Annotated in this window: 26 protein-coding genes, 1 tRNA gene and 1 pseudogene; 22 read left to right on the forward strand and 6 right to left on the reverse strand. The window is 71.2% G+C overall.

Annotation, left to right across the window (positions count from 1 at the left end; all coding sequences use genetic code 11):
* Nucleotide 1 precedes the first annotated feature (1 nt).
* Together AB0D28_RS02500 and AB0D28_RS02505 are read left to right on the forward strand one after the other, a co-directional pair.
* Complete coding sequence (locus tag AB0D28_RS02500) at nucleotides 2-457, forward strand: DUF4383 domain-containing protein (RefSeq protein WP_135243248.1); 456 nt, start codon at nucleotides 2-4, stop codon at nucleotides 455-457.
* Between the two features lie 113 nt (nucleotides 458-570).
* Nucleotides 571-1,044 carry a DUF4383 domain-containing protein gene (locus AB0D28_RS02505; RefSeq protein WP_357381403.1) on the forward strand — a complete coding sequence of 158 codons (474 nt, stop codon included), beginning with the start codon at nucleotides 571-573 and terminating at the stop codon, nucleotides 1,042-1,044.
* On the opposite strand, the gene AB0D28_RS02510 is transcribed toward AB0D28_RS02505, so the two are convergent.
* Nucleotides 1,045-1,599 (reverse strand): TetR/AcrR family transcriptional regulator, encoded by a 555-nt coding sequence (locus tag AB0D28_RS02510; protein ID WP_357381405.1) that lies wholly within the window; start codon nucleotides 1,597-1,599, stop codon nucleotides 1,045-1,047.
* 146 nt (nucleotides 1,600-1,745) lie between these two features.
* Here AB0D28_RS02510 and AB0D28_RS02515 point away from each other — a divergent pair, with 146 nt between their 5' ends.
* Nucleotides 1,746-2,216, forward strand: coding sequence for a nuclear transport factor 2 family protein (locus AB0D28_RS02515; protein ID WP_357381407.1), 471 nt, complete (start codon nucleotides 1,746-1,748; stop codon nucleotides 2,214-2,216).
* 1 nt (nucleotide 2,217) lies between these two features.
* Here AB0D28_RS02515 and AB0D28_RS02520 read toward each other — a convergent pair whose 3' ends face one another.
* Nucleotides 2,218-2,883, reverse strand: coding sequence for a TetR/AcrR family transcriptional regulator (locus AB0D28_RS02520; protein ID WP_357381409.1), 666 nt, complete (start codon nucleotides 2,881-2,883; stop codon nucleotides 2,218-2,220).
* Nucleotides 2,884-2,955: 72 nt separating this feature from the next.
* On the opposite strand from AB0D28_RS02520, the gene AB0D28_RS02525 reads away from it, so the two are divergent.
* The 9 genes and pseudogenes from AB0D28_RS02525 (at nucleotide 2,956) to AB0D28_RS02565 (ending at nucleotide 11,297) form a co-directional block, all read left to right on the forward strand.
* Nucleotides 2,956-3,672: a helix-turn-helix domain-containing protein gene (locus tag AB0D28_RS02525; protein WP_357381411.1), complete on the forward strand. Its 717-nt coding sequence runs from the start codon at nucleotides 2,956-2,958 to the stop codon at nucleotides 3,670-3,672.
* Between the two features lie 69 nt (nucleotides 3,673-3,741).
* Nucleotides 3,742-3,812 (forward strand) — tRNA-Gln (locus AB0D28_RS02530).
* 33 nt (nucleotides 3,813-3,845) lie between these two features.
* A pseudogene (gene glmU, locus AB0D28_RS02535) lies at nucleotides 3,846-5,408 on the forward strand (bifunctional UDP-N-acetylglucosamine diphosphorylase/glucosamine-1-phosphate N-acetyltransferase GlmU); the annotation flags it as partial.
* 56 nt (nucleotides 5,409-5,464) lie between these two features.
* A complete protein-coding gene (locus tag AB0D28_RS02540) occupies nucleotides 5,465-6,445 on the forward strand; it encodes a ribose-phosphate diphosphokinase (RefSeq protein ID WP_030501163.1) in 981 nt (326 codons plus the stop codon).
* 283 nt (nucleotides 6,446-6,728) lie between these two features.
* Nucleotides 6,729-7,424 carry a 50S ribosomal protein L25/general stress protein Ctc gene (locus AB0D28_RS02545; RefSeq protein WP_357381414.1) on the forward strand — a complete coding sequence of 232 codons (696 nt, stop codon included), beginning with the start codon at nucleotides 6,729-6,731 and terminating at the stop codon, nucleotides 7,422-7,424.
* Between the two features lie 97 nt (nucleotides 7,425-7,521).
* Nucleotides 7,522-8,112, forward strand: a complete 591-nt coding sequence (gene pth / locus AB0D28_RS02550) for an aminoacyl-tRNA hydrolase (RefSeq protein WP_357381416.1) — start codon at nucleotides 7,522-7,524, stop codon at nucleotides 8,110-8,112.
* Between the two features lie 59 nt (nucleotides 8,113-8,171).
* The gene (locus AB0D28_RS02555; protein ID WP_357381418.1) at nucleotides 8,172-9,005 is read left to right on the forward strand and encodes an inositol monophosphatase family protein; all 834 of its coding nucleotides are present in this window, start codon (nucleotides 8,172-8,174) and stop codon (nucleotides 9,003-9,005) included.
* 79 nt (nucleotides 9,006-9,084) lie between these two features.
* Complete coding sequence (gene cysD, locus AB0D28_RS02560) at nucleotides 9,085-9,996, forward strand: sulfate adenylyltransferase subunit CysD (RefSeq protein ID WP_357381420.1); 912 nt, start codon at nucleotides 9,085-9,087, stop codon at nucleotides 9,994-9,996.
* Entirely contained in the window at nucleotides 9,996-11,297 is a 1,302-nt protein-coding gene (locus tag AB0D28_RS02565) for a GTP-binding protein (RefSeq protein WP_013283961.1), read from the forward strand. The genes cysD and AB0D28_RS02565 overlap by 1 nt, the downstream gene beginning before the upstream one ends.
* A 97-nt stretch (nucleotides 11,298-11,394) precedes the next feature.
* Here AB0D28_RS02565 and galK read toward each other — a convergent pair whose 3' ends face one another.
* Entirely contained in the window at nucleotides 11,395-12,549 is a 1,155-nt protein-coding gene (galK, locus tag AB0D28_RS02570) for a galactokinase (protein WP_357381423.1), read from the reverse strand.
* Nucleotides 12,546-13,532, reverse strand: a complete 987-nt coding sequence (gene galE / locus AB0D28_RS02575) for a UDP-glucose 4-epimerase GalE (RefSeq protein WP_357381425.1) — start codon at nucleotides 13,530-13,532, stop codon at nucleotides 12,546-12,548. The genes galK and galE overlap by 4 nt, the downstream gene beginning before the upstream one ends.
* Nucleotides 13,533-13,709: 177 nt before the next feature.
* Here galE and AB0D28_RS02580 point away from each other — a divergent pair, with 177 nt between their 5' ends.
* The 7 genes from AB0D28_RS02580 to AB0D28_RS02610 all read left to right on the forward strand — a co-directional run bounded on the left by AB0D28_RS02580 (nucleotide 13,710) and on the right by AB0D28_RS02610 (nucleotide 18,956).
* Complete coding sequence (locus AB0D28_RS02580; RefSeq protein ID WP_357381427.1) at nucleotides 13,710-14,726, forward strand: hemolysin family protein; 1,017 nt, start codon at nucleotides 13,710-13,712, stop codon at nucleotides 14,724-14,726.
* Nucleotides 14,727-14,759: 33 nt separating this feature from the next.
* The gene (trpS, locus tag AB0D28_RS02585) at nucleotides 14,760-15,785 is read left to right on the forward strand and encodes a tryptophan--tRNA ligase (RefSeq protein ID WP_357381429.1); all 1,026 of its coding nucleotides are present in this window, start codon (nucleotides 14,760-14,762) and stop codon (nucleotides 15,783-15,785) included.
* 46 nt (nucleotides 15,786-15,831) lie between these two features.
* Complete coding sequence (locus tag AB0D28_RS02590; RefSeq protein ID WP_357381792.1) at nucleotides 15,832-16,395, forward strand: 2'-5' RNA ligase family protein; 564 nt, start codon at nucleotides 15,832-15,834, stop codon at nucleotides 16,393-16,395.
* A 56-nt stretch (nucleotides 16,396-16,451) separates the two neighbouring features.
* The gene (locus AB0D28_RS02595) at nucleotides 16,452-17,393 is read left to right on the forward strand and encodes a YhjD/YihY/BrkB family envelope integrity protein (protein ID WP_357381431.1); all 942 of its coding nucleotides are present in this window, start codon (nucleotides 16,452-16,454) and stop codon (nucleotides 17,391-17,393) included.
* Nucleotides 17,390-17,764, forward strand: a complete 375-nt coding sequence (locus AB0D28_RS02600) for a GntR family transcriptional regulator (RefSeq protein ID WP_357381433.1) — start codon at nucleotides 17,390-17,392, stop codon at nucleotides 17,762-17,764. The genes AB0D28_RS02595 and AB0D28_RS02600 overlap by 4 nt, the downstream gene beginning before the upstream one ends.
* A gap of 327 nt (nucleotides 17,765-18,091) precedes the next feature.
* Nucleotides 18,092-18,442 (forward strand): hypothetical protein, encoded by a 351-nt coding sequence (locus tag AB0D28_RS02605; RefSeq protein WP_357381435.1) that lies wholly within the window; start codon nucleotides 18,092-18,094, stop codon nucleotides 18,440-18,442.
* Nucleotides 18,443-18,512: 70 nt separating this feature from the next.
* A complete protein-coding gene (locus AB0D28_RS02610) occupies nucleotides 18,513-18,956 on the forward strand; it encodes a hypothetical protein (RefSeq protein ID WP_357381437.1) in 444 nt (147 codons plus the stop codon).
* A gap of 146 nt (nucleotides 18,957-19,102) precedes the next feature.
* Here the strand turns inward: AB0D28_RS02610 and AB0D28_RS02615 are convergent, their stop codons facing one another.
* Both AB0D28_RS02615 and AB0D28_RS02620 read right to left on the reverse strand, forming a co-directional pair.
* Nucleotides 19,103-20,746 carry a glycoside hydrolase family 13 protein gene (locus tag AB0D28_RS02615; RefSeq protein ID WP_357381439.1) on the reverse strand — a complete coding sequence of 548 codons (1,644 nt, stop codon included), beginning with the start codon at nucleotides 20,744-20,746 and terminating at the stop codon, nucleotides 19,103-19,105.
* A gap of 312 nt (nucleotides 20,747-21,058) precedes the next feature.
* Nucleotides 21,059-22,135, reverse strand: a complete 1,077-nt coding sequence (locus AB0D28_RS02620) for a LacI family DNA-binding transcriptional regulator (protein ID WP_357381441.1) — start codon at nucleotides 22,133-22,135, stop codon at nucleotides 21,059-21,061.
* A gap of 199 nt (nucleotides 22,136-22,334) precedes the next feature.
* Between AB0D28_RS02620 and AB0D28_RS02625 the strand changes: the two genes are divergently transcribed.
* Genes AB0D28_RS02625 through AB0D28_RS02635 form a run of 3 tightly spaced genes read left to right on the forward strand, consistent with a single transcriptional unit; the run spans nucleotide 22,335 to nucleotide 26,133 of the window.
* Nucleotides 22,335-23,588 (forward strand): maltose ABC transporter substrate-binding protein, encoded by a 1,254-nt coding sequence (locus tag AB0D28_RS02625; protein ID WP_013283972.1) that lies wholly within the window; start codon nucleotides 22,335-22,337, stop codon nucleotides 23,586-23,588.
* Nucleotides 23,588-25,231 carry an ABC transporter permease subunit gene (locus tag AB0D28_RS02630; RefSeq protein WP_357381444.1) on the forward strand — a complete coding sequence of 548 codons (1,644 nt, stop codon included), beginning with the start codon at nucleotides 23,588-23,590 and terminating at the stop codon, nucleotides 25,229-25,231. Before AB0D28_RS02625 ends, AB0D28_RS02630 begins: the two co-directional genes overlap by 1 nt.
* Nucleotides 25,228-26,133 carry a sugar ABC transporter permease gene (locus tag AB0D28_RS02635; RefSeq protein ID WP_357381446.1) on the forward strand — a complete coding sequence of 302 codons (906 nt, stop codon included), beginning with the start codon at nucleotides 25,228-25,230 and terminating at the stop codon, nucleotides 26,131-26,133. Before AB0D28_RS02630 ends, AB0D28_RS02635 begins: the two co-directional genes overlap by 4 nt.
* The last annotated feature ends 72 nt before the right edge of the window (nucleotides 26,134-26,205 follow it).

Below are 26,205 nucleotides of genomic sequence, written 5' to 3' on the forward strand. Positions count from 1 at the left end.
GATGGCCCACACCCCCGTCAACCACCCCGCGCGGCCGATCTACCGGGCGATCGGCGGGATCGTTGGTCTGTACTTCGTCGTCTTCGGCGGCCTCGGCATCATCGCCAGCGCCGGCAACGACTTCCTCGCCCAGGACGACACCAAGGTCCTCGGCCAGGGCACCAACATGGCGTTCTCGCTGCTGTCGGTGCTGGTCGGCGTCGTGATCCTGGCCGGCACCGCGATCGGCCGCAACCTCGACGTGGCGATCAACCAGTGGCTGGCCTACACGCTGATGGTGATCGGCCTGGCCGCGCTGGCGTTCCTGCAGACCGACGCCAACATCTTCAACTTCTCGATCATGACCGACGTCGTGGTCCTGACCCTGTCGCTGGTGCTCCTGATGGTCGGCATGTACGGCAAGGTCGGCTCCGACGACGAGCACGAGGCCTGGCAGAAGGCCCGCCTGGTGCTCTGACCCCGTCGTACCGAAGGCCCGGCGCAGCGCGCCGGGCCTTCGGGGTTTTCCGGACGTGAGCGGACGACCCGGGCGACAATTGCCCCGAATCAGTCACAGGGCTGGAGGGCATCATGGCGCACTTCCCGGTGAACCACCCCGCGCGGCCGCTCTACCGGGTGCTGTCCGGGCTCATCGGCCTCTACATCCTGGTCTTCGGCGTCTTCGGCGTCTTCCAGACCTGGGGCGAGGGACTGTTCGGCCGGGACAGCGACTGGGCGCTCGGCCTGCGTACCAACCTGGCATTCTCGCTGGTCTCGGTGGTCTTCGGCGCGGTCCTGCTGGTCGGCGCCTCCCGCCGCGGCAACCTCGGCCACTACATGAACCTCACCGCCGGCGTGGTCTTCCTGGTCACCGGCGTCCTGATGATGTCGGTGCTGCAGACCCCGGCGAACTTCCTGAACTTCTCCATGTCGACCGTCATCGTGTCGCTGCTGTTCGGGCTGGTCCTGCTCGCCACCGGCCTCTACGACAAGGTCGGCACGTCGGAGCACGCCGAGGAGGAACGGCAGCGCCGCTACCACCCGGTCGCCGAGGGGCCTCGATGACTACCGCCGGCCGTGGAGCGCGCGAAGCGCGTCGAGTGCGACAGCTGTGAGAACGCCACGGCCGACACCGGCGCGGCCGAGCAGCTCCATCCCCCGGGTGACGGCGACGAAGTAGACCGCCAGCGACTGCACGTTCGCGTCCTCCGGGAGATCCCCGTTCTCCCGCGCGTGTTCCAGGCACTGCGCGTAGACCCCGGCGAGCTGTTCGATGCCGGCCTTGGTGACCGTCGAGAGCGCGTCGTCCTCGCCGGTCGACTCGACAAGCGCGCGTGTGGTGAGCGAGACGCGTCGATCACCGCTGCTGAACTCGATCGCCATGCGGAGCATGTGACCCCGGATTCGTTCCAGCGGCGAGGCGCCCTCGTGCCCGAGCGCTTCCGAGACGGCGCGCGTCGCCTCCTCCCGGTCCTCGGAGAGCGCCCGGAGGAACAGTTCCCGCTTGCCGCCGAACGCGTTGTACAGGCTCTGCTTGCCCAGGCCGGTCGCCCGCACCAGGTCGTCGAGGGTCGCGGCGGCGAGGCCGTGCACGGCGAACACCTCGCTGGCGCTGCTCACGACATCGCTCTCGAGGAACTTGCGGGGGCGAGGCACGTGGGCAAGCCTACGTTATTGACCATACGGTCAAAAACTTGCTAGCGTGGTGGAGCACGCATCGACGGGAACTGCTCCCCTCGGCGGCACGACGATCAAGGACGGGCAGAATGAAGAGCAACGAAGAGATCGTTCGCGAGGCGTACCGGCTGGCGGAGGGGGACGTCCTCGACGGGCCCGGTTTTCGCGCCCTGTTCACCGAGGACGGCACCTTCAACGACGTGCCCAACTCGATGACCTTCCGCGGGGACCAGATCCCGCGGGCGCTGACGGGCTTCGCCGGGGTCTTTCCCGACGTCCACCGCGAGCTGCTCGACGTGCACGCGCTCGGCGACGTGGTCGCCGTAGCACTGCGCATTCAGGGCACACACCTCGGCGCGTTTCCCACCCCGGTCGGTGAGATCCCGCCGACCGGCAACCGGATCGACGTGCCGACGGCCGACCTCTGGTATCTCCGTGACGGAAAAATCGAAAGGTTCGACTGCTACAACGCGGCGAACGTGCTGCTCGCCCAGATCGGGGCCGGCCCCGACTTCACCTCGGCGATCGAGGCCGCCAGGACGGCCGCCGCAGGGGCGTAGCTCAACTCCGGATCGGGCCCGGCTGCGAATCCAGGTGCGACAACCCGTTCCAGGCCAGGTTCACCAGGTGTGCCGCCACCGTCTCCTTGCGCGGCTTGCGCACCTCCAGCCACCAGCGGCCGGTCAGCGCCACCATGCCCACCAGCGCCTGCGAGTAGAGCTCCGCCAGCTTCGGGTCGTAGCCCCGGATGGAGAACTCGCCCGCCAGGATGTGCTCCACCTGGTGCGCCACGTCGTTCATCACGCTGCTGAAGTTGCCCGTCGCGGACATCAGCGGTGATTCGCGGACCAGCACCCGGAAGCCGCTGGTCTCCTCCTCGATGTAGGTCAGCAACGTCAACGCGGCCTGCTCCAGCAACTCCCTCGGATGACCCGCGGTCAGCGCCGTGGTGATCCGGTCCAGCAGCGAGCGGACCTCCCGGTCCACCACCACCGCGTAGAGCCCCTCCTTGCCGCCGAAGTGCTCGTAGACCACCGGCTTGGAGACCTTCGCGCGCGCCGCCACCTCCTCGATCGAGGTCGCGTCGAAGCCACGCTCGGCGAAGATCTGCCGGGCGATCACGATCAACTGCTCGCGCCGCTGCGTCGCGGACATGCGCACCCGGGAGGGCTTGGTCGCCGGCACGGGCCGCCGGCGGGCGCGGTCGTTGCCGGAAACGTCGGTCACCCGTCCATCCTGCCAGGTGCGGCGCTCGCGGTCAGACCGGCCGCTGTCGTACGCCCGTTCTAATCTGCGGCCGTGGTCGCTGAGGAGTCCAATCCCCGTTCACGCCCTTATCGGGGCTGGAAGCCGGAACTGCACGCGCAGGCGCTTGCTCTGCGGCGAGCCGGCTGCCCGGTGGGGGAGATCGCCAGGGCGCTCGACGTCTCGAAGTCCACGGCATATCTGTGGATTCGGCATCTGCCACTGGACCCGGAACTGGTGCGCCGGCGCCGGCGGATCGCCCAGCGGGCGCGGGCTGACGCTCAGTGGAGCGCACATCGGGCGGCGCGAGACGCAGTCCGGGCTGAGGTGGTGGCGGCGTCGGCGGAGTGGGTGCGGCAGATCGATCGGCGCGAGCTGATGCTGATCGGTGCGGCGATCTACTGGTGCGAAGGCGGCAAGGCGAAGCCGTGGCGTCCGAACGACTGCCGGATCAAGTTCGTCAACAGTGATCCACTGCTGGTGATGCTCTTTCTGCGCTTCCTGGACGTCGTCGAGGTGCCGGCAGAGGAACCGGAGGTTCCGGGTGAGCATCCACGAGACGGCGGACGACGCGGCCGCGGTGCGCTGGTGGGCGGCTCGGGTGGGCGTGCCGGCGGAGAGCTTTCAGCCCACCACGATCAAGAGGCATCGACCGCTGACCACGCGCAAGAACAGGGGCGTCGACTACCACGGCTGCCTGACCGTGCAGGTCGTCGGCGGGGTCCGGCTCTGCTGGAGGATCGAAGGGATCATGAAAGGAATGAGCGATGAAGATCCACCTCGTGACCGGTAAGGTGTAGGCAGCCGGCGGGTGGATTGCTGTTTGCCCGTTTTCGACCATCCCGGGTCGTCTAATGGCAGGACGTCAGGTTTTGGTCCTGATTATAGGGGTTCGAATCCTCTCCCGGGAGCTTCTGCTGTTTGCCCTCCGTCGCGTGGTTAGCATGACCGCGAGACTGTCGCCGTCCCGACGGGAGCACGTCGTGTCCCAGCCCCACCTCCGCACCGTTGTCGTGCTCGCCGCCGGTGAGGGCAAGCGGATGAAGTCGTCCCTGCCCAAGGTGCTGCACCCGCTGCTCGGCCGTACCCTGCTCGGTCACGTCCTGGCCGCGGCCGGCCCGCTCGGCGCGGACCGCACCGTGGTCGTGGTCGGCCACGGCGCCGACCGGGTACGGGAGCACCTGACCGAGGTCGCCCCGGCCGCCACCCCGGTGCTCCAGGAGCAGCAGCTCGGCACCGGGCACGCGGTACGCATCGCGCTGGACGCGGTGCCGGACGCGACCGGCACGGTCGTGGTGATCAACGGGGACGTGCCGCTGCTGCGGCCGGAGACGGTCCAGGCGCTCGTCGAGGCGCACGAGGAGGCCGCCGCCGCGGCGACGGTGCTGGCCGCCGAGGTGCCGGACCCGACCGGCCTGGGCCGGATCGTGCGGGACGTGCAGGGGCGGCTGGAGCAGATCGTCGAGGAGCGCGACGCCACCCCCCAGCAGCGCGCCCTGCGGGAGATCAACGCGGGCATCTACGCGTTCGACGCGGCCCGGCTGCGGGAGGCGCTGGGCAAGCTCTCCACCGACAACGACCAGGGCGAGGAGTACCTGACCGACGTCTTCGCGCTGCTGCGTGACGCCGGTGAGCCGGTGGCCGTGCACTGCGCCGCCGACCACGTGGAGACGCTCGGCTGCAACGACCGGGTCGAGCTGGCTGCGCTGCGCCGGCTGCTGCGGGACAGGATCAACGAGGGCTGGATGCGTACCGGGGTCAGCATCCTCGACCCGCACACCACCTGGATCGACGTGACGGTGACCGTCGAGCGGGACGCGGTGATCGACCAGAACACGCAGCTCCAGGGTGCCACAGCGGTCGGCCAGGGCGCGCTCGTCGGCCCGGACACCACGCTCGTGGACACGGTGGTGGGCGCGGGGGCGAGCATCGTGCGCAGCCACGCGCTCGGCGCCGAGGTGGGCCCGCAGGCGAGCGTCGGCCCGTACGCGTACCTGCGGCCGGAGTCACGGCTGGGCCGCAAGGCGAAGGTCGGCACGTTCGTGGAGACCAAGAAGGCGTCGATCGGTGACGGCTCGAAGGTGCCGCACCTGTCGTACGTGGGTGACGCGACGATCGGCGACCACAGCAACATCGGCGCGGCGACCGTCTTCGTCAACTACGACGGGGTGCGCAAGCACCACACCACCATCGGCAGCCACGCCCGTACCGGAGCGGACAACATGTTCGTGGCGCCGGTGCGGGTCGGCGACGGCGCGTACACCGCTGCCGGTTCGGTGATCACCGGGGACGTGCCGCCGGGCGCGATGGCGGTGGCGCGTGGCCAGCAGCGCAACGTGGAGGGCTGGGTGCTGCGCAAGCGGGCCGGCACGGACGCCGCCGAGGCGGCGCGGCGGGCCGGTGAGAGTGTGCCGGACACGGGCGGCGCCGCAAGCGAAGGTGACTGAACCCACGGGGATCGGCGGGCTGTGGGTGGATCGCTGAACCGGGGGCATACTGCAACCGAACAGTCCCCGGCCCCACCGCCGCCGGGCACCACCGACATACGGGAGCAGACGGGCCCATGGGCAGCATCGTCGCCGAAAACCGCAAGAGCCTGATGCTCTTCTCCGGGAGGGGTTTTCCGGAGCTGGCCAAGGAGATCGGTGAGGTGCTCGGCGTCGCGCCGACGCCGGCCGACGCGTACGACTTCGCCAACGGCGAGATCTTCGTACGGTACAAGGATTCGGTCCGTGGTTCGGACGCCTTCGTGGTGCAGTCCGTGACGCACGGCGTGAACACCTGGGTCATGGAGACCCTGATCATGGTCGACGCGCTGAAGCGCGGCTCGGCCAAGCGGATCACCGTGGTGCTGCCGTTCTACCCGTACGCGCGGCAGGACAAGAAGCACCGTGGCCGGGAGCCGATCTCGGCGCGGCTGATCGCGGATCTGCTGAAGACCGCCGGCGCGAACCGGATCCTGACCGTCGACCTGCACACCGCGCAGATCCAGGGCTTCTTCGACGGCCCGGTGGACCACCTGTTCGCGATGGACGTGCTGGCCGAGTACGTGGAGCACAAGTACGCGGGCCGGCCGATGACGGTGGTCGCGCCGGACTCGGGCCGGGTCCGCGTGGCGGAGCGCTGGACCGACCGGCTGGGCGGCTGCCCACTGGCGTTCATCCACAAGACCCGCGACCCGCTCAAGCCGAACCAGGTGGTGGCGAACCGGGTGGTCGGTGAGGTCGAGGGCCGGGTGTGCCTGATCGTGGACGACATGATCGACACCGGTGGCACGATCACCAAGGCGGCGGACATCCTCAAGGAGCAGGGCGCGGCGGAGATCGTGGTCGCCTCGACCCACGCGCTGCTGTCCGACCCGGCCACGGAGCGGCTGAAGAACAGCCCGATCAGCGAGGTCGTGGTGACGAACACGCTGCCGCTGCCGTCGGAGAAGCAGCTGGACAAGCTGACCGTGCTGTCGATCGCCCCGCTGCTGGCGCGGGCGATCCGGGAGGTCTTCGACGACGGTTCGGTGACCACCCTGTTCGGTGGCCTGAGCTGACCGTTCCGGTCCGGTCGCCGGTGCTCCGGCGGCCGGGCCGATGCCCTGCGGAACCGGCGGGGCGGTGATATGGGGGACTGCCGGAGAGCCGGGAATTCCCTCGGGTAGACTGGTGCGGTTGCCACGGCGAGGGTGCCCGGCGGGCTGCTGACAAGCACCGCACGGAGGCGCCGTCATCGACGCGGTGCTCCGGGCGGTCGTTCATGACCCTAGCCCCAGCGAGCCCCTCGCCCCAGCACCGCCAGACGACAAGCCGCCGCAGCGAAGCATCAGGAGTTTCCCCGTGTCCGAGGTAAAGATCAGCGCCGAGCCCCGTACCGAGTTCGGCAAGGGTGGTGCCCGTCGTACCCGCCGGGCCGGCAAGGTGCCCGCCGTGCTGTACGGCCACGGCGAGAAGCCCAAGCACATCGCGCTTCCGGCGCGCGAGTTCGCCGCCGCGATCCGCAAGGGCGGCGCGAACCAGCTCTTCGCGATCGAGGTCAGCGACGGCACGCAGGTGCTGGCGCTGCCGAAGGCGATCCAGCGTGACCCGATCAAGGACACCTTCGAGCACGTGGACCTGCTGCTGGTCCGCCGGGGCGAGAAGGTCACCGTCGAGGTCCCGGTCCAGCTGACCGGTGAGGCCGCGAAGGACACCCTGATCGTGCACGACCACGACACGCTGTCGGTGACCGCCGACGCGACCAAGGTGCCGGACCACCTGGAGGCGTCGATCGAGGGCGCCGAGCCGGGCACCACGATCACCGCCGCCGACGTCGAGCTGCCGTCCGGCGTCGAGCTGGCCACCGACGACAGCACCGCTGTCGCCTCGGTGACCGCCGCTCCGACCGCCGAGCAGCTCGAGGCCACCCTCCCCGAGGTCGAGGAGGCCACCGAGGAGGCCGAGGCCGAGGCCGGCGAGGAGACCGCCGAGGGTGCCGAGGGTGCTCCGGCCGCCGAGGGCGAGGAGGCCCCGGCCGAGGCGAAGACCGAGGCCTGACCGGTCCGCAAGGCTGTGCGACAGGCGTCCCCGTTCCCGGGGGCGCCTGTCGGCGTATCGGGACGGCTGGTCGGAAGCGAGCGGGAAGGGGCGTCGGGTGACGGACGAGGCGGGACCGTGGCTGGTGGTCGGCCTGGGCAACCCCGGCCGGGAGTACGCGAACAACCGGCACAACGTCGGGTTCATGGTGGCCGACCTGCTGGCGGCCCGGGTGGGCGCGAAGTTCGGGCGGCACAAGCGCGCGATGGCCGAGGCCGCCGAGGGGCGGCTGGGGTTCGGCGGCCCGAAGCTGGTGCTGCTCAAGCCGTTGACGTACATGAACCTCTCCGGCGGCCCGGTGGCCGGGCTGGCGCAGTTCCACAAGATCCCGCCGGCGCACGTGATCGCTGTGCACGACGAGCTGGACATCCCGTACGGGCAGGTGCGGGTGAAGTGCGGCGGCGGCGAGGGCGGGCACAACGGCCTGCGCTCGATGTCGAAGTCGCTCGGCACCAAGGACTACGTGCGGGTGCGGTTCGGCATCGGCCGGCCGCCGGGCCGGCAGGACCCGGCTGACTACGTACTCTCGGATTTCTCCCCGCCGGAGCGCAAGGAGCTGGAGTTCCTGGTGGACCGCGCGGCGGACGTGGTCGAGTCGGTGGTTCTCAAGGGCGTGGAGCCGACGCAGAACCTCTACCACGGGGGCTGACCGGCGGCCGGTAGTCTGCGCCTCGGTTGACGGGAGCGAAGGTCGGCGACGGGAGCATCATGGGCAGTCCTCCGATGATCGACGGCGGGTTCGCCCGGTGGCTGGCGTCCCGGGCCGGTCAGGCGCTGACGGAACTGCGCGCGGAGATGGGCTTCGCCGACGCGGGCGCGCTCCGGTCGGCCGGTGACAAGGTGTCGCACGACCTGATCCGGACCGAACTGGCGAAGTGGCGGCCGGCGGACGCGGTGCTGTCGGAGGAGGACGAGGGCTCGCGGCTGGCCCGGACGGCCGAGCTGACCGACGCGGCGCTGTCGCGCCTGAACGCGGACCGCGTCTGGATCGTCGACCCGCTGGACGGCACCCGGGAGTACGCGGAGGAGGGGCGCGCGGACTGGGCGGTGCACGTGGCGCTCTGGTCGCGTAACGCGTCGGCGTCGCACGGCCTGGTGGCGGGCGCGGTGGCGCTGCCGGCGCAGCACCGGGTGCTGGGCACGGACCACCCGCCGGCGTATCCGCCGATGACAGTGGAGGCGGCCACCGGGGGCGGCGCGCGGGTCATCCGGTTGGCGGCCAGCCGTAGCCGTCCGCCGGTTTTCCTGACCGACCTGGCAGAGGACGTCGGCGCTCATCTGGTTCCGATGGGCTCGGCGGGCGCGAAGATCGCCGCCGTTGTCACCGGCGAGGTCGACGCGTACATCCACGCGGGCGGTCAGTACGAGTGGGATTCGGCCGCTCCGGTCGCTGTGGCGACGGCCACCGGTCTGCATGCTTCCCGGATCGACGGTTCTGCGCTGAAATACAACGGGGCCGACCCGCGCCTACCGGATCTGCTGGTCTGCCGCAAGGATCTCGCGAGTCGGTTGCTTGCAGCGTTGCAGCGGCATTCCGGGTAACCTGAGCGTTCTTCCTCACGACTCCGACCTGAAAGGTCTGGAATCCGATGTACGGATCCGAGCGAATCGAGTTCGTGTCATGACGTCCCCCGCCGCGTACCAGGTGTCGCATCTCGACGCGCTCGAGGCGGAGAGCATCTTCGTGATGCGCGAGGTCGTCGCCGAGATGGAACGGCCGGTGCTGCTGTTCTCCGGCGGCAAGGACTCGATCGTGATGCTCCGGTTGGCCCAGAAGGCGTTCGCGCCCGCCAACATTCCCTTCCCGGTGATGCACGTGGACACCGGGCACAACTTCCCCGAGGTGCTCGACTACCGCGACCAGCGGGTGGCCGAGCTGGGCCTGCAGCTCATCGTGGCGAGCGTGCCGGAGGCGCTGAACAAGGGCCTGGTCCGCGAGTCCGCCGACGGCATGCGCAACCGGATCCAGACGCCGGTGCTGCTGGAAGCGGTGGAGAAGCACCGCTTCGACGCGCTGTTCGGCGGCGCCCGGCGCGACGAGGAGAAGGCGCGGGCCAAGGAGCGGGTGTTCAGCTTCCGCGACGAGTTCGGCCAGTGGGACCCGAAGAACCAGCGTCCGGAGCTGTGGGCGCTCTACAACGGCCGGCACCACCCGGGCGAGTCGATCCGGGTGTTCCCCCTGTCGAACTGGACCGAGCTGGACGTCTGGCACTACATCGCGCGGGAGCGGATCCCGCTGCCGTCGATCTACTACTCGCACGAGCGCGAGGTGATCGAGCGCGACGGCATGCTCTACGCGGTGAACGAGTTCTTCCGGGCCCGCGCCGGTGAGCAGCCGTTCAAGGCCCAGGTGCGGTACCGGACCGTGGGTGACGCCTCCTGCACCGCGGCGGTCCGCTCGGACGCCGACACGGTGGAGAAGGTGATCGAGGAGGTGGCCGCCACGCGGATCACCGAGCGCGGCGCGACCCGCGGTGACGACCGGGTCAGCGAGGCCGCCATGGAGGACCGCAAGCGAGAGGGCTACTTCTGATGAGCGTCGAGACCCTGGCCCCGGCCGAGAGCGAGACCGCGCGGCCGATGGACCTGCTGCGGTTCGCCACCGCGGGCAGCGTCGACGACGGCAAGTCGACGCTGATCGGCCGTCTGCTCTACGACACCAAGTCGCTGTTCAGTGACCAGCTCGCCGCCGTCGAGGCGGTCAGCGCGGCCCGGGGCGACGAGTACACGAACCTGGCGCTGCTCACCGACGGCCTGCGTGCCGAGCGGGAGCAGGGCATCACGATCGACGTGGCGTACCGCTACTTCGCCACGCCGCGCCGGAAGTTCATCATCGCCGACACCCCGGGGCACATCCAGTACACCCGGAACATGGTCACCGGCGCCTCCACCGCCGACCTGGCGCTGATCCTGGTGGACGCGCGCAAGGGCCTGGTGGAGCAGTCCCGCCGGCACGCGTTCCTCTGCTCGCTGCTGCGGGTGCCGCACCTGGTCCTGTGCGTCAACAAGATGGACCTGGTGGACTGGTCGCAGGAGGTCTACGAGCGGATCGCGGACGAGTTCACCGCGTTCGCCGCGAAGCTCGACGTGCCGGACCTGACTGTGGTGCCGGTCTCCGCGCTGCAGGGCGACAACATCGTCACCCGGTCGGAGAACATGCCGTGGTACGAGGGCCCGTCGCTGCTGCACCACCTGGAGCGGGTGCACATCGCCTCGGACCGCAACCTGGTCGACGTGCGGTTCCCGGTGCAGTACGTGATCCGGCCGCAGTCCACCACCGTCACCGACTACCGGGGGTACGCCGGTCAGGTGGCCTCGGGCGTGCTCAAGCCGGGCGACGAGGTGATGGTGCTGCCGTCGGGCTTCACCAGCCGGATCGCGGCGGTGGAGACCGCCGACGGCCCGGTGGACGAGGCGTTCCCGCCGATGTCGGTGACGGTCCGGCTGACCGACGAGCTGGACATCTCCCGCGGCGACATGATCTGCCGGCCGAACAACGCCCCGATGGCCGTGCAGGACATCGAGGCGATGATCTGCTGGATGGACGAGACGCGGCCGTTGCAGGTCGGCGGCAAGTACGCGATCAAGCACACGACCCGCTCGGCGCGGGCGATCGTGCGCGGGCTGCACTACCGGCTGGACATCAACTCGCTGCACCGCGACGAGACCGCCGGTGAGCTGAAGCTCAACGAGATCGGCCGGGTCCGGCTGCGGACCACTGTTCCGCTGCTGGCCGACGAGTACCGGCGTAACCGCACCACCGGCGGCTTCGTGATCATCGACGAGTCGACGAACCGTACGGTCGGCGCCGGCATGATCGTCGAGGCCGGCTGACCCTGGGTTGTAAGGAAGGGCCCCTTGTTAACAGTGCGCTGTTAACAAGGGGCCCTTCCTCTACCGCAGGCGTTAATAAGGGGCCCTTCCTTACACCTCACCCGAGGCGGGTGACGCCGCCGGCCGGGAGGACGGTCAGCGTGCCGGGGGCGGTGAAGCCGCGCTCGGCGTACGCCTCGGTGACGGCGGCGGCCACCGCTTCGGCGGCGCCGGCGTCGACCAGGGCGAGCACGCAACCGCCGAAGCCGCCGCCGGTCATCCGCGCGCCGTACGCCCCGGCGGACAGCGCCGCCTCGACCGCTGTGTCGACCTCCGGCACGGTGATCTCGAAGTCGTCGCGCATGGAGACGTGCGAGGCGGTCAGCAGCGGGCCGGTGTCGCGGACCCGGCCGGCGCGCAGCAGCGCGACCGTGTCGAGCACCCGCTGGTTCTCGGTCACCACGTGCCGGACCCGGCGGCGGGTCTCGTCGTCGTCGAGGCGGGCCAGGGCGGCGTCGAGGCCGGCCACGTCGACGTCGCGCAGCGCGGTCACCCCGAGCGTCTCGGCGGCCCGCTCGCAGCTGCGGCGCCGCGCGGCGTACTCGCCGTCGGCGTGCCGGTGCGGCGCCCGGCTGTCGATCACCAGCACGGCCAGCCCGGCGTCGTCCAGGTCGAACGGGATCTGCTCGATCTCCTCGGTGCGGCAGTCGAGGAACAGCGCGTGCCCGGCCCGGCCGCGGATCACGGCGGACTGGTCCATGATCCCGGTGGGCGCGCCGACGTAGTCGTTCTCGGCCCGCTGGGCGAGCCGGGGCCACCGCTCGGCCGGCAGGTCGAGGTCGCCGAGGTCGACAAGGGCGGCCAGCACCGCCGACTCGATCGCGGCCGAAGAGGAGAGCCCGGAGCCGACCGGCACGTCGGAGGCGACGGCGAGCCGCGCGCCCGGCACGTCGTGGCCGTCGGCGCGCAGCGCCCACACCACCCCGGCCACGTAGGCGGCCCACCCGTCGACCCGGCCGGGCTCGTCGGCCTCCGCCGCGTCGAACTCGACCGGCCGCTCGTCCAGCTCCGACCAGACGGTCCAGCGGCCGTCGGGGGCGGGCGCGGCGGCGACGACGGTACGCAGCGGCAGCGCGAAGGGCAGCACGAAGCCGTCGTTGTAGTCGGTGTGCTCGCCGATCAGGTTGACCCGCCCGGGAGCCGCCCAGCGGCCCGCCGGTTCGGCGCCGTACCGCTGCCGGAAGCCGGCCGTGGCGCGGTCGGCGACGTTCATGAGGGCTGCCCCGCGACGTGTGCCCGGTAGAACTCCCAGGCGTCGCCGACCATGTCGTGCAGGGTCGGCTTGGCCGGCGTCCAGCCCAGCTCGTCGCGGGCGAGCGACGAGGACGCGACCAGCTCGGCCGGGTCGCCCTCGCGGCGGGGAGCCACCTCGACCGGCACCGGGTGCCCGGTGACCTCGCGGACCACGTCGACCACCTGCCGGTTGGTGAAGCCGTTGCCGTTGCCCAGGTTGTAGATCCGGTGCCGGCCCGGGGTGGCCGCGTCCAGCGCGAGCAGGTGGGCGCGGGCCAGGTCCTCGACGTGGATGTAGTCGCGGACGCAGGTGCCGTCGACTGTGGGGTAGTCGTCGCCGAAGAGCTGGAGCTTCTCCCGCCGCCCGGCGGCCACGTCGAGCGCGATCGGGATGAGGTGCGTCTCCGGGTCGTGCCGTTCGCCGATGGCCAGCCCGTCGCGCAGGTACGCCCCGGCGACGTTGAAGTAGCGCAGTGAGACGGCGGCCAGGTCGTGCGCGATCGCCTCGGAGGTGAGCGCCATGTCGACGGCCAGCTTGGTCGCGCCGTAGGTGCTGGTGGGGGCCTTGACGGCGGTCTCCGGGATGGGCAGCTCGGTGGGGTTGCCGTAGACGGCGGCGGTGGAGGAGAAGACCATCCGGGGCACCCGGGCGGCGCGGACCGCGTCGATGAGCGCGATCGAGCCGACCGTGTTGTTGTGCCAGTACAGCTCGGGGCGGATCATCGACTCGCCGGCGGCGATCAGGGCGGCGAAGTGCAGCACGCCGTCGAACCCGGCGTCGGGGGTGAGCACCTGGGCGGCCTCGTGCACCGGCAGGTCGACGTGGGTGGCGTCGGGGGCGAGGGCCTCCCGGTGACCGGTGCGCAGGTCGTCCAGCACGGTCACCCGGTGTCCGTGGTCGAGCAGCATCCGGGTCACCACGCTGCCGATGTAGCCGGCGCCGCCGGTGACGAGCAGTTTCACGTCGGTCCTCCTGCCTGGGCCGCGTCCCGCGGCGGCCGTCCCGCGCTCACCCTACGGCCGGGGGCGGGGTCGCGGCTGTCATGTTGAGCGCGCCTCCATTCCATCATAATCCTTCACGATTGAACAGATTCGAACATTCGGCCACCCGTACGGTGGCCGCTGTCTACCATCCATCTCATGCGGGAGGGTGGTGGTCCCGGGCCCCGGCGGCGACCGTCGGGGCGGCCCCGACGCGAACCCGGCCCGCTGGCCCGTACCGTGGCGCGTCTCGTGGTGCGCGGCGCCGACGGCGCGACCCGCCTGGTGACCGCCCTGCTCGGGGCCAGCCCCACCGCCGGGCGGGAGCGGATCAGCGAGGCCGAACTGCGTGACCTGGTCGCGGCCAACACGCTGCTCGACCCGGACGAACGGCGGATCATCGACGAGGTGCTGGTGGCCGGCGCCCGCCTCGTCCGCGAGGTGATGGTGCCCCGCACCGAGGTGGTCTTCCTCAGCGCGGCGCTGCCGCTGGCGCAGGCGCAGCGGCTGGTCCGGACCGACCCGCACACCCGCTACCCGGTGGTCGACGGCACCCACGACGACGTGGTCGGCCTGGTGCGCCTGCACGACGTGCTGCTGCGGCCGGAACCGGACCGGTCGCTGCTCGTCGGCGACCTGATCCGGGAGGTCAAGCGCCTGCCGGACAGCAAACGCGTGCTCGCGGCGCTCACCGAGATGCGCCGGGAGGGCCACCACTTGGCCGTTGTCGTCGACGAGTACGGCGGCACCGCCGGCATCGTCACCTGCGAGGACCTCGTGGAGGAGTTGGTCGGGGAGATCCGGGACGACGAGCACGGCCCGCTCGAACCGGAGCCCGCCGGCCTGCCCGCGGTCGTCGACGGCCGGCTCAACCTGGCCGACTTCGTCGAGCGCACCGGGGTGCCGCTGCCCGCCGGGCCCTACGAGACGGTGGGCGGGTACGTGATGGCCGCCCTGGGCCGGCTGCCGGTAGCCGGCGACGAGGTGCCGGTGGCTGTCGACCCGGCCACCGGATCGGTGGTCGCCGATCCGGCGGGCTGGCTGCTGCGCGTGCTCACCCTCGACGGCCGGCGGGTGTCCCGCCTGGCGGTCTCCGCCGCGCGGCTGCCCGAGCCCCGCCGCGAGCTCAACGGCCCGCTTCCGTCCGTACCCGCCCGATCCACCGGCCCGTCATGACGGACGCCGGGGCTTGCTGACAGAATTGCCGCCATGTCCGACGTACCCGCCCGCCCGCGCGTCTTCTCCGGCATCCAGCCGACGGCCGACTCGTTCCACCTCGGCAACTACCTGGGCGCGCTGCGGCACTGGGTCGCGTTGCAGGACAGCCACGACGCCTACTACTGCGTGGTCGACCTGCACGCGATCACCGCCGGGCACGACCCGTTGGTGCTCAAGCGCCGCAGCCGGGTGGCCGCCGCGCAGTTGTTCGCGCTCGGCCTCGACCCGGAACGCAGCACGCTGTTCGTGCAGTCGCAGGTGCCCGAGCACTCGCAACTGGCCTGGGTGCTGGGCTGCATCACCGGGTTCGGCGAGGCCGGCCGGATGACCCAGTTCAAGGACAAGTCGCAGAAGCAGGGCAGCGAGCGGGCCAGCGTCGGCCTGTTCACGTACCCGATCCTCCAGGCCGCCGACATCCTGCTCTACCAGGCGAACGCGGTGCCGGTCGGCGAGGACCAGCGGCAGCACCTGGAACTCTCCCGCGACCTGGCGCAGCGGTTCAACTCGCTGTTCGGCAGCACCTTCACGGTGCCCGCCCCGCACATCGTGAAGGACACCGCAAAGATCACCGACCTGCAGGACCCGACGGCCAAGATGTCGAAGTCGTCGTCCTCCCCGGCCGGCATCATCGACCTGCTGGAGGATCCGGCCCGCTCGGCCAAGAAGATCCGCTCGGCGGTCACCGACACCGGCCGTGAGATCGTCTTCGACGCCGAGGGCAAGCCGGGGATCACCAACCTGCTCACCATCTACTCCGCGCTGTCCGGCCGCTCCATCGACGACCTGGTCGCCGCGTACGACGGCAAGGGCTACGGCGACCTGAAGAAGGACCTCGCCGAGGTGGTGCGGGAGTTCGTCACGCCGATCCAGGAACGCACGAACGCCTACCTGAACGACCCGGCCCAGCTCGACAAGCTGCTGGCGCGGGGCGCGGAGAAGGCCCGGTCGGTGGCCGCCGGGACGCTGCGGGACGCGTACGAGCGGGTCGGTTTCTTCCCGCCGGTGCGGTTCGAGTAACGGCCCGGAGGGGCGGAGACGGGTGACGCAGCCGGTGGCCGGAGGGATGGCGCGCGACGTGGCGGGCAGTGACACGGCGCCGGGCGGCGCGGACACGATCCAGATCGGGATCGCTGTCGACGTCCCCGAGCCCTGGGGCGGGATGCTCACCCGCCGCCGGGTCGAGGCCGGCGATCCACTCGCCGTCCCCGCGCACGTCACCCTCCTCGGGCCCACCGAGATCCCGGTACGCGCGCTGCCCGCCGTCGAGGAGCACCTGGCCGGGGTCGCCGCCACGCACCTGCCGTTCACGCTGCACCTGCGCGGCACCGGCACGTTCCGCCCGGTCACCCAGGTGGTCTTCGTGGCGGTGGCGGCCGGGATCAGCGAGTGCGAACTGCTCGCCGCCGCCATCAACTCGGCCCCCGAACTGCGGCGCGAGCTGCGCTTCCCGTACCACCCGCACGTCACGGTGGCGCAGGACGTGCCGCCCGAGGTGCTCGACAAGGCGTACGAGGACCTGGCCGACTTCTCCGCGTTGTTCCAGGTGGAGGCGTTCACGCTGTTCTCGCACAGCGGCGCGACCCGGTGGCAGCCCCGCCGCGACTTCCGGCTCGGCGGCCGGAGCTGAACATCCGACCGGCCGGGGCCCCTCCACCACGGGCGGAGATCGGCGAGGATGACGGGGTGAACGTCTTCGGCCGGATCGAGGCGGCGGTGGGGCGCCGCATCGACGCGGCCCGGGGCCGGTCGTCGGCCTTCGACCACGTCTGGCGGGCCGGGACGCTCTACGCCGACCTGCTCGCCGGGCGGCTCGCCGCCGCCATCGCGTACTACGGCTTCTTCGCCGTGTTCGCGCTCGCGCTCGTCGCTTACTGGGTCTTCGGCGCGGTGCTGCGGGACAACGAGGAGGTCAGCCGCGGCGCGGCGCACTTCCTGGAGGAGAACCTGCCGTTTCTCGACCCGGCCCAGATCGCCGAGAGCAGCGGCACGGTGGGCGTGGTCGGCCTGGTCATCCTGGTCTTCACCGGCATCGGCTGGGTGGAGGCGATCCGCTCCTCGCAGCGGCTGATGTACGGCTTCAACCAGCAGCCCGGCAACCTGGTGGTGCGCCGCCTCGTCGACCTGGGCGTGCTGGTCGCGGTCTTCGTGCTGCTGTTCGTCTCGGTCGCCGCGGTGGACGCGCTGGAGTCGCTGCTGCGCTTCCTGCTGCGCAGCACCGGCTCGGTGGGCCTGACCACGATCAGCGCGGTGCTGAGCGTGCTCGTCAACGCCGTGCTCGCCGCCGCGCTGCTGCTCGCCGTGCCCCGGCTGCGGATGAGCCGCCGCCGGCTGCGCCCGGCGATCCTGACCATCGCCGTCGGGATCACCCTGCTGAACACAGTGGGGCGCTACTACGTGGTACGCACCGAACGGAACCCCGCGTACACCGTGGTCGCCACCGCAGTGGGCCTGCTGCTCTACCTCTACCTGCTCAACCAGCTGGTGCTCTTCGGCGCGGCGCTCGCCGCCACCAGCCCGTACGGCCGGGTGGTGGACCTGGCCGAGGGCGGTGCCCGGGAGGTGGACGTGGAGGCGGACGTGCTCGACGAGGAGACCGAACCGGGCACGCCGGGAGGGGCGGGATGAGCGCACGGATCCGGATCGACGCCGAGTCGGCGGTGCCGCCGTACGAGCAGGTGCGGGCGCAGTTCGCGGCGCGCATCGGCGACGGGCGGCTGCCGGTGGGCACCCGGCTGCCGGCGGTGCGGCAGCTCGCCACCGACCTGGGGCTGGCGGTCAACACGGTGGCGCGGGCGTACCGGGAGCTGGAGGGCGCCGGGCTGGTCGAGACACGCGGGCGGCACGGCACAGTGGTCGCGCCCGGCCGGGACGACGCCACCGACCGGCTGCAGCGGGCCGCGGCCGGGTACGCCGCCGAGGCGCGTCGCCTGGGCGTTCCCCGCCGGACGGCGCTCGCCCTGGTGCAGGCCGCCCTCGACGCCGCCGGACAGGACTGAGCGGAGCGGATGTGAACGAGACGACCGCGCGCGAGGGCGATCCCGCCACCGATGGCGTCACGAGGCCGCCCGGCGGACGGCTCCGGACCGTCGTGCCCGTGCTGGCGCTGGCGTCGGTACTGGCCGGGGCGGCGGGCTTCGTGCTGTGGGGCGAGCGGGGCGCTGTCCCGGACCGTCCCGCGGCGCCGGTCGGCGCCGGTCGGCGCCGCAGGCGAACGGGGGGAGTCCCCGACCGTCCCGACCGCTGCCGTTCCCACCGCCTCGGGGCCGGCACAGGCGTTCACCGGCGCCACACCGGACGCGTGGGTCCGGCGGTGGCCGGGGCCGGTGACGGTGGACGGCGCGATGCGCTTCGTCGAGGTGACGCTGCCGGGGACGCGGGACCAGCTGTCGGCGGGGGTCGGTCAGCCGACGAGGGACCGCCGGGACGAGGTGGGGCACGTCGTCTGCCGCGTCAAGCTGCACGACGGCCTGACCCGGCCGTTGCGGCGGGCGCTGGCCCGCGACGGCTGCCTCGGCCCGGTGCTCAAGACCGGCGAGCGCGCGGCGTTGCGCGACTGGCTGACCGGCGTCGACCTTTCCCCACCGCACTACCAGGCCAAGCGGTCGCCCCGCTTCGAGCTGCTGGTGAACCGCAACAGCGAGCCCAATCTGATCCTGGCCCTGAACGCGCGCTGACCCGGGCCGGTCGGCGTACGTCGAGGCGAATGACCCCCATGTCCGGGGCGGGAGCGGCCATGATGTGCCTGTGGGCGCACTCGTGACACTGGACCTGCCGGACGACTCGCCGATCCGGGGCCTGCCGTGGATCATCACGTTCGGCCCGCTGGGTGCCGAGGACGACTGGGAGCCGGTGGTCTGCGGCCCGTACGAGCGACCGCACGCGCTGGCGCTGGCCGAGGCGGTGGTGGCCGAGGAGCAGCTGATGGCGGTGGTGGAGCCGCTGCTGCCGGCGTTGACGCCGGAGGAGATCCGGGGCGAGATCGCCGCCGCGCAGATCGCCGCCGAGGACGAGGCGGCCGAGGCCGACCAGGCGGATCTCTACGGCGACTTCGAGGACGTCATCGACGAGGAGCTGGAACGCGCAGCCGAACGCGAGCCGGAGCCCGAGCCGGCGAAGGCACCCGACCGGGAGGAGGTCCGGGCCGGGTTCGCCCGGATCGCCGCGCTGCTCACCGCGAAGGGCGACTGAGGACGCTCGGCGCCGGCCCGATGGACGCCGGCCCCCCGGGAGCGGACTCCCGAGGGGCCGGGGCCACCTCACCCCCCACCACAAGGGGTCGGCAGCCCAGCCGCCCGTCGGCGCGGGGCACAACGGACGGCCAGGTCGATGGCGGGTTACCCGGCTGGACGCCGTTCGAACCACGCAGCCGCGTCCACCGGCAGGACGTGTCCGTCGCCCCGCTCGGTGAGCTCGGCGCTCGCGACCAGCGGGCGGCCGTGGCCGCTCACCGTCACGTCGGCGCCGCTGATGTTGACCACACAGGTCACCTCGGCGTCCCCGGCGGCGCGGCGGAACGCCAGTACGCCGGGCTCGGTCTCCAGCCAGGTGATCCCGTCCAGGCCGGCCAGCGCCGGGTGCTCGTGCCGGGTGCGCAGCGCGGTCCGGTACAGCTCCAGCGTCGAGCCGGGCACCCCGGTCTGGGCGGCCACCGACAGCGACCGCCAGGTCGCCGGCGCCGGCAGCCAGCTCAGCTCGCTGCCGTCGGGCCCGAAGCCGTACGGGGGCAGGTCGCCGCCCCACGGGATGGGTACCCGGCAGCCGTCCCGGCTCTCCCCGGTACGCCGGAACGCCGGGTCCTGCCGCAGCTCGTCGGGGAGGTCCAGCACCTCCGGCAGGCCCAGCTCCTCGCCCTGGTAGACGTACGCGCAGCCGGGCAGCGCGAACATCAGCAGCGCGGCGGCGCGGGCACGGCGCAGGCCGACCTCGCCGTCGCCGTACCGGGTGACGTGCCGCTGCCGGTCGTGGTTGGAGAGCACCCAGGTGGTGGGCGCGCCGACGATCGTCGCCTCGGCCAGCGCGGTGTCGATCACCTTGCGGAACGAGTCGGCCGACCAGGTGGCGTCGAGGAAGTCGAAGCTGAACGCCTGGTGCAGCTCGTCCGGGCCGATGTAGCGGGCCAGCCGCTGCGGGGTCTCGGCCCACGCCTCGGCGACCGCCATCCGGCCGCCCGGGTAGCTGTCCAGGATCGGGCGCCAGTCGCGGTAGATGTCGTGCACCTCGTCCTGGTCGAAGTACGGCAGCCGGCCCTTGCCCAGCAGCTCGGACTGGCGCTGGCCGGTGGTCATCGAGTTGAAGCCGACGTCCGGCAGGCCCTCGGCCTTGATCATCCCGTGGGCCACGTCGATCCGGAAGCCGTCCACGCCCCGGTCCAGCCAGAAGCGGAGCACGTCCTCGAATTCGGCCCGCACCTCCGGGTGGCGCCAGTTCAGGTCCGGCTGCGCCGGGTCGAACAGGTGCAGGTACCACTGGCCGTCGACCACGCGCGTCCAGGCCGGGCCGCCGAAGATGCTCTCCCAGTCGTTCGGCGGCAGCTCGCCCTGCTCGCCCTTGCCGTCGGCGAACAGGTAGCGCTCGCGCTCCGGCGAACCCGGTCCGGCGGCGAGCGCGGCGGTGAACCACGGGTGCGCGCTCGAGGTGTGGTTCGGCACCATGTCGACGATGATCCGCAGACCGAGCGCGTGGGCGTCGGCGATCATCTCGTCGAAGTCGGTCAGGTTGCCGAACAGCGGGTCGACGTCGCGGTAGTCGGCCACGTCGTAGCCGGCGTCGACCTGCGGCGAGGTGTAGAACGGCGTCAGCCAGAGCGCGTCCACGCCGAGGTCGCGCAGGTACGGCAGGCGCTGCCGGATGCCCTGGAGATCACCCACACCGTCGGAGTTCGCGTCAGCGAAGCTGCGGACGTACACCTGGTAGACGACAGCGGACCGCCACCAGTCGTCGTCGGCGGTGCGTGGGGTGGTGCTGGGGGCGGAGGTCATCGCTGTCGATCCCGTTCTGTGGCGGCTTCTGGTGCGGCGCAGGGTGTCAGAGCAGAATGCCGCCACGGCCCTGCAAGAGTCAAGCATTTCTTGCGCAAGAAATGACGGCCATCACCCACGGGCTGGCGCCACCGCCCGCCGCCCCGTCTCCCGCATCCCGAGACGCCCCACCTCTCGCGCCCCGCTCTCGGCTCTCCCGCTCCGAGGGGGTGATCAAGGGGTTTGTGTCCGGGATGGAGAGACTCGGCCGCGAACTCCTTGATCAACCGCAGGAGGGGGGTGCGGCGGCGGGGAGGGGAGAGGAGAGGGGTGTCAGGCGGGGATGGGGAGGGAGGGGGAAGGGGTGGCGGGGCGCTGGCGGGCCGGCGGGCTCGCGGGCTTGGCCACCGCTGTCGAGCCGCGCACCACCAGCTCGGGGCGGAACAGGTATTCGGAGTTGGGGGAGGGGTGACCGTTGATCTCGTCGACCAGGGCGCGGACCGCGGCGACCGCCATGGCGGCGACCGGCTGGCGCACCGTGGTCAGCGGCGGGTCGGTGAAGGCCATGAGCGGGGAGTCGTCGTACCCGACCACGGAGATGTCGCCGGGCACCGACAGCCCGCGCTGGCGGGCGGCCCGGATCGCGCCGAGCGCCATCAGGTCCGAGCCGCAGACGAGTCCGGTCACGCCACGCTCGATGAGCCGGCCGGCGGCGGCCTCGCCACCCTCGACGCCGAACAGCGACAGCTCGGTCAGCTCGGACAGCTCGTCGGAGGTGATGTCGGTCAGGCGCCCCATCGCGGCCTTGTAGCCGGCGACCTTGCGCTGCACCGGCACGAACCGGTCCGGGCCGGTGATCAGGCCGATCCGGCGGTGCCCGAGCGCGACCAGGTGGGCGACCGCCAGTTCGGCGGACTCCCTGTCGTCGCAGGAGACGAACGGCGCGGGGATCCCCGGCGCGTACCCGTTGATCATGACGATCGGCAGCGGCCGGGCCAGCAGCGTGCGGTAGCGGTCGTGGTCCGCCGCGGTGTCGGCGTGCAGGCCGGAGACGAAGACGATGCCGGAGACCTGCCGGTCCAGCAGCATCTCCACGTACTCGTCCTCGCGGACGCCGCCCGGCGTCTGCGTGCAGAGCACCGGTGTGTAGCCGGTGGGGGCGAGCGCGGACTCGATGATCTGGGCGAACGCCGGGAAGATCGGGTTGTCCAGCTCCGGCACGACCAGGCCGACAAGTCCGGCGCTGCGCTTGCGCAGCCGGGCCGGTCGCTCGTAGCCGAGCACATCGAGGGCGGTCAGGACGGCCTGCCGGGTCTCGGGGGCCACACCGGGGCGGTCGTTGAGCACCCGCGACACCGTGGCCTCGCTGACTTCAGCCTGTTGGGCGATGTCGGATAGTCGAGCGCGCATGTGCGGCACTTTAGCCCAACGGCAAAGTCTTGCGTACACTTCTGCAAGCCCTTCCATTCTCTGCAACCTCTTGCTAACGTCCCCGCAACATGCGAGAGCAGCGGCGCAGCATCTCGGCGCCGGTCAGCAAGAAATTTCAGAGGTTTCCACTGGCGGGCCGCCCTTCCCCCGGCGGGCCGCCATGACGACAGGAGTACCGATGCGCATCCGTACCGCGGGTGTGGTCGCCGTCCTCGGCCTGGCGCTCGCCGCCTCCGGCTGTGGTGACAGCGGCAGCGACGACAAGCCGGCCGCCGGCGAGTCCGCCAAGGCGACCGGCGGCAAGCTGGTGATCTGGGCCGACGACAAGCGCACGGCCGCGCTCAAGCCGTTCGCCGAGGAGTTCGGCAAGGAGAACGGCGTGACCGTCGAGGTCCAGGCCGTCTCCAAGGACCTGCAGACCAACTTCGTCACCGCCTCGCAGCAGGGCAGCGGCCCGGACGTCGTGGTCGGCGCGCACGACTGGATCGGCAACCTGGTCCAGAACGGCGCCATCGACCCGGTGCAGCTCCCGGCCGAGCAGAAGTCCGGCTTCAACGAGACCGCGATCAAGGCGGTCACGTTCAACGGCCAGCTCTACGGCGTGCCCTACGCCACCGAGAACGTCGCGCTGATCCGTAACACCGAGCTGGCCCCCGAGGCGCCGAAGACGATCGAGGACCTGGTCGCCGCCGGCAAGAAGCTCAAGGCCGAGAAGAAGGCCAGCGAGATCCTGTGCCTGCAGTCCGGCCAGAACGGCGACGCGTACCACATCTACCCGCTCTACACCTCGGGCGGCGGCTACCTGTTCGGCACCGCGGCGAACGGCGACTACGACCCGAAGGACCTGGGCGTGGGCAAGCCGGAGTCGATCGCTGCCTTCCAGAAGATCGCCAAGCTGGGTGAGAAGGGCGAGGGTGCGCTGAAGCGCTCCATCACCGGCGAGAACTCCATCGCCACCTTCACCGGCAAGAAGTGCGCGTTCCTGGTCTCCGGCCCGTGGGCCGTGGCCGACGCCAAGAAGGCCAACATCTCCTACGACATCTCCCCGGTCCCCGGCTTCGCCGGTGGCAAGGAGGCCCAGCCGTTCGTGGGCGTCCAGGCGTTCTACGTGGCCGCCAAGGGCAAGAACAAGGCCCTGGCCCAGGAGTTCGTCACCAACTACGTGACCAAGCCCGAGCTGGCCGTCGCGCTGTACAAGGCCGAGCCGCGCCCGCCGGCGCTGACCGCCGCCTTCGACCAGGTCAAGGGCGAGGACCCGGACCTGGCCAAGTTCTCCGAGGCCGGCAAGAACGGCCAGGTGCTCCCGGCGATCCCGGCCATGGCCGCGATCTGGGACCCGTTCGGCAAGGCGGAGGCCGCCATCATCGGCGGCGCCGACCCGGCCAAGACGATCACGGCCGCCGGCAAGACCATCCAGGGTCAGATCAAGTAATGAGCGCGCCGCTGTCCGGCCCGGGGTCTGCACCGCAGGCCCCGGGCCGGGAGCCCGTACGCCGTGGGCTCCCGCGCACGTCCCGTACCGCGCGGCAACACGCGCCGATCACCGCGACCGGCCTCGTCGTCAAGGTGATCCTGCTCGGCCTGGTGGCCGGGATCGCGATCTGGGCGGCCTTCCCGCTCATCGAGGCCGAGCACTGGATCGCGCTGGGCGTCCTGGCGGTCACCACCGCCGGCCTGTTCTACCTCTACCTGAGCCGCCGGCACATCCCGGCCAAGTACCTGGTCCCCGGCACCCTCTTCCTGATCGCCTTCCAGGTCTTCCCGGTGCTCTACACCGCGAGCACCGCGTTCACGAACTTCGGCGACGGCCACCGGGGCAGCAAGGACGACGCGATCGTCGCCGTGCAGACCTCCTCGGTGAAGCAGGTGCCCGGCTCGACCGAGTACAACCTCACCGTCGCCACCACCGGCGACCCGGCGACCGGTGACCTGGTGTTCCTGCTCGGCGACCCGAAGACCAAGGAGGTCTTCGCCGGCGACGCGGGCGGGCTGCGCAAGCTCGACGCCGCCGACGTCGAGGTGAGCAGCCTCAGCGGCAAGATCACCGCCGCGGACGGCTACACCCTGCTGAACATCGGACAGGCCAGCGCCCGCAGCGAGGCGGTCACCGCGCTCGTCGTGCCCACCGACGAGGGCGCCATCCGCTCCAACGGCCTGACCCGGGCGTACGAGGGCAAGGCCATCCGGGCGTACGACGCCGGATGCGACTGCGTCAAGGACAGCGAGACCGGCAAGACGTGGACCGCGGACGAGAGGTCCGGCTCCTTCGTCGCCGCCGACGGTGAGCGCCTCGCCCAGGGCTGGAAGGTCGACGTCGGGCTGAAGAACTTCAGCGCCGTGCTCACCGACCCGAACATCTCCGGCCCGTTCTTCGGCACGCTGGCCTGGAACTTCGCGTTCGCGATCGGCTCCACCGGGCTGACCTTCCTGCTCGGCATGGCCATCGCGCTCGCGCTGCACTCACCCCGGATGCGCGGCACCAACCTCTACCGGATGGTGCTGATCCTGCCGTACGCCATGCCGTCGTTCGCCATGCTGTTGATCTGGCGGGACATGTTCAACACGGACTTCGGCCTGCTCAACAACCTGTTCGGGCTGAACGTCGACTGGTTCGGCGGCAACTGGTCCGCCCGGATCGCCGTGCTGCTGGTGCAGTTGTGGCTCGGCTACCCGTACATGTTCCTGGTGGCCACCGGCGCGTTGCAGGCCATCCCCCGGGAGCTGACCGAGGCGACCTCGGTCGACGGCGCGTCGCCCTGGCAGTCGTTCCGGGCGGTCACCCTGCCGCTGCTGCTGGTGGCGCTGTCGCCGCTGCTGATCGCGTCGTTCGCGTACAACTTCAACAACGTCAACGCGATCCTGTTCACCACCGAGGGCGGCCCGTTCGCGCCGGACAACCCGACGAACGGCGCCACCGACCTGCTGATCACCTACACGTACCGGCTCGCGTTCGGCGCGCAGGGCGCCGAGTTCGGCCTGGCCGCCACCGTCTCGATCTTCATCTTCGCGATCGTGGCGACGGTGTCGGCGATCAGCTTCCGGCGGACCCGCAAGCAGGAGGAGGTGTACTCGTGACCACCATCGCGGAGACGCCCACACCCACTGGCACCCGCACGCCGGCCCGCCGCTCGCGCAGCCGCTGGTTCGCCCAGGTGGGCTGGCGGCACCTGGTCGGAGTGGTGGCTGTGGCGTTCAGCCTCTTCCCGATCCTGTTCGTGATCTCGGCGGCGTTCAACCCGCTCGGCACGCTCTCCTCCACCGAGCTGCTGCCGACCGGGGCGTCGCTGGAGAACTTCACCAACCTGTTCGACAACACCGCGTTCGGCCACTGGTTCCTCAACTCGCTGCTGCTCGCGGGCGTGGCCAGCTTCGCGTCGATCTTCCTGTCGTCGCTCGCGGCGTACGCGTTCTCCCGGATGCGTTTCGCCGGGCGCCGGGTCGGCCTGCTGGCACTGCTGCTGATCCAGATGTTCCCGCAGTTCCTGGCGATCGTGGCGATCTTCTTGATCTTCACCACGCTCACCGACCTCTACCCGGCGATCGGGTTCAACACCCCGTGGGGCCTGTTCCTGCTCTACATGGGTGGCGCGCTGGGTGCGAACACCTGGCTGATGAAGGGCTTCTTCGACACGCTGCCGAAGGAGCTGGACGAGTCGGCCACCATGGACGGCGCGTCGCACGTGCAGGTCTTCTTCCGGATCATGCTGCCGCTGGTGGCGCCGATCCTGGCGGTGACCGGCCTGCTCGCGTTCATCGGGTCGATCAACGAGTTCATCATCGCCAACGTGTTCCTCACCGAACCCGAGTCGAAGACCCTCGCGGTCGGCATGTTCGGCCTGGTCGCGGGCGAGCGCAACAACAACTTCGGGATGTTCGCGGCGGGCACGCTGCTCACCGCGATCCCCACGGTGCTGGTGTTCCAGCTGCTCCAGCGCTACATCGTCTCCGGGCTTACCTCCGGAGCGGTAAAGGGCTGAGCCTCCTCGGCTCACGCTGCGGCAAGGGCGTCGTGTCGGCGTACACCGGAGCGGTTCTCGGGCGGACCGCCG

Origin of the sequence: Micromonospora sp. NPDC048169 (assembly GCF_040652815.1) — a bacterium.
In the GTDB taxonomy this organism is placed as follows: Bacteria; Actinomycetota; Actinomycetes; order Mycobacteriales; family Micromonosporaceae; genus Micromonospora.